Raw genomic sequence first — 1,992 nt, forward strand, 5'->3', positions numbered from 1 at the left:
CTAGTACTGCAGCCGCAGTTGCCGTGGTCCGCGACTACCCGGCCAATCGGGCTAGCCTGTTAACCCGCTGGATCAGGTTGTTGCTGCACACGCTCGAACCTGACCGGCGCCACAGATGGTGCGGAGATTGTGTCGCCTTCAGCGAGCCCTTGGGGGTCCTCGTAGTCGGCGGGTAGCACGATCAACATCGTGTGAGGACGCGGCAGCCACCCAACCTCTTGAGGTGGATCGCAGTGCTCGATGTCGATTACCCGTACCAACTGCTCGGGAATACCCACGCCACAGCTGTCACCCGCAGATAGCGTCCAGGGGGCAGGATCGGTCTGGAAGAGGCTGAGCCGAGCCTCGGAGGAGCCTTGCCTGCGCGGGATGGCGTACTGGCCGTTCCACTGGATTTCAGAGTCAGGATCGATCTGCTCCCATGGCCAGGCAATGGACACGTGCCAGTCTGAGATCTCGACCACCCGTGTGGGAGTGAAGGCGCAGCTGACACGCAAGATGTCGCCCACCTTGATCGTCTCATCGTTCATGATCGCCCTGTCGCTCCTTGCCGCGCGTGAACTGCACGGTAGCGCGCGGTTGGCGTGAAACGGCTTCGGGGCGGGAGATCACAGGTCCCATTCTGTAGACGCAGTTATGGGGGGCGGTGGCCGCGGCGGCGGTAGTGGCTGAGGCGGGCTCGGTACTGATGGCGGCGGCGCCAGCGTGACCAGTGCAGGATGTGTTCGGCCTCGTACCGAACGGTGTGGACGACCTTGGCCAGCAGGCGGCGGATTTCGTTCACGCTCAGTCGTATCAGGTCGCGGTTACCTCCCCCTTTTCACCGGTGGTGACGCGGAGCGCGGTCAGGTGGGCGGCGGCTGCCATGGCCAGGGTGATGTGCCGGTACCAGGCCCGGTAGTGGCGGACCTGGTAGTGGTCCAGGCCAGCCTCGTTCTTGGCGGCCTGGAAGCATTCCTCGATCGCCCAGCGCGCCCCGGCGGCCCGCACGATCTCCGCCAGCGGTGTGTCGAGCGGCGCGTGCACCAGGTAATACGCCCGCTCGCCGGTCGCTGGGTGGCGGCGGATCAACAGCGAGACCGTGAAGCCGTCGGCGGCCTCGCGGTTTGGCAGCGGTAGGAGGGCCCAGGCGTACTCGCGCAGCCCGTGGGCGCCGTCGCCCGCCGAGCGAATCTCCCAGACCTGCTCGGGCAGGATCGCCGCCAGCGTGCGGGCGTTCTGCCCGCGCGGCCCGAGCCGGTGCTTGTAGCCGATGGCCAGCACATACGCCAGCCGCCGACTGGTCAGCCAGGACCTGAGGGCGGGGTTGTCGCCGTAGACCTCGTCCCCGGCCACCCAGCGAAATGGCACGCCAGCCGCCACCGCCCGCTCAAGCATCGCCTTGGCCAGGGCGGGCTTGGTGGCGAACACGATGTCCTCGCCGATCCACGCGTCCGCCCGGCGCTCGGCATCTTCCGTCCAGGCGGTGGGCAGATACAGCTCGCGGTCGATCAACGCACGGCCCGCAGCAGAGGCGTAGGCGAGGAACACCCCGAGCTGACAGTTGTCAATCTTCCCGCTGGTTCCCGTGTACTGGCGTTGCACCCCGGCGGACCGGACGCCCTTCTTGACGAACCCGGTCTCGTCCACGATCAGCACCCCGTCGTCCGCCGCAAGATGCTCCAGTACGAACGAGCGGACCTCGTCGCGGACCGCGTCCGCGTCCCAGCCGGCTTGGTTCAACAGGCGCTGCATGCCGTCCGGGCACCGCTCGCCTGCCTGCTCGGCCAGCGTCCAGCCATTCTTGCGCTCCAGCGGCGCCAGTAACCCCCGCAGGTACTCGCCCGCCCGACGGCGAGGCTCCGACCTGCGGAAATGCTGACCGATCCGGTCCTGTAGCACCTCCAGCCCCGCCGTCCAGCCCCACACATCGTCAACAGTGACGTCCCCACCCATGTCCGGCTCAACGAGCGTCGGGCCCAACAGTCGCAACAACTGCGGCTGCAGTACTAG

Annotated in this window: 2 protein-coding genes and 1 pseudogene; all 3 read right to left on the reverse strand. The window is 67.3% G+C overall.

The genetic code is table 11. From position 1 onward, the window contains the following. Nucleotides 1–59 precede the first annotated feature (59 nt). Nucleotides 60–530 carry a hypothetical protein gene (locus ACFYX3_RS42010; protein WP_389025417.1) on the reverse strand — a complete coding sequence of 157 codons (471 nt, stop codon included), beginning with the start codon at nucleotides 528–530 and terminating at the stop codon, nucleotides 60–62. Nucleotides 531–634: 104 nt separating this feature from the next. Next, nucleotides 635–784, reverse strand: a complete 150-nt coding sequence (locus ACFYX3_RS42015) for a hypothetical protein (RefSeq protein ID WP_376595043.1) — start codon at nucleotides 782–784, stop codon at nucleotides 635–637. Between the two features lie 26 nt (nucleotides 785–810). Then, nucleotides 811–1,935 (reverse strand): annotated as a pseudogene (locus ACFYX3_RS42020) (IS701 family transposase); the annotation flags it as partial. Between the last annotated feature and the right edge of the window lie 57 nt (nucleotides 1,936–1,992).

The sequence above is a fragment of the Streptomyces sp. NPDC002463 genome, from assembly GCF_042889835.1.
In the GTDB taxonomy this organism is placed as follows: Bacteria; Actinomycetota; Actinomycetes; order Streptomycetales; family Streptomycetaceae; genus Streptomyces; species Streptomyces nymphaeiformis.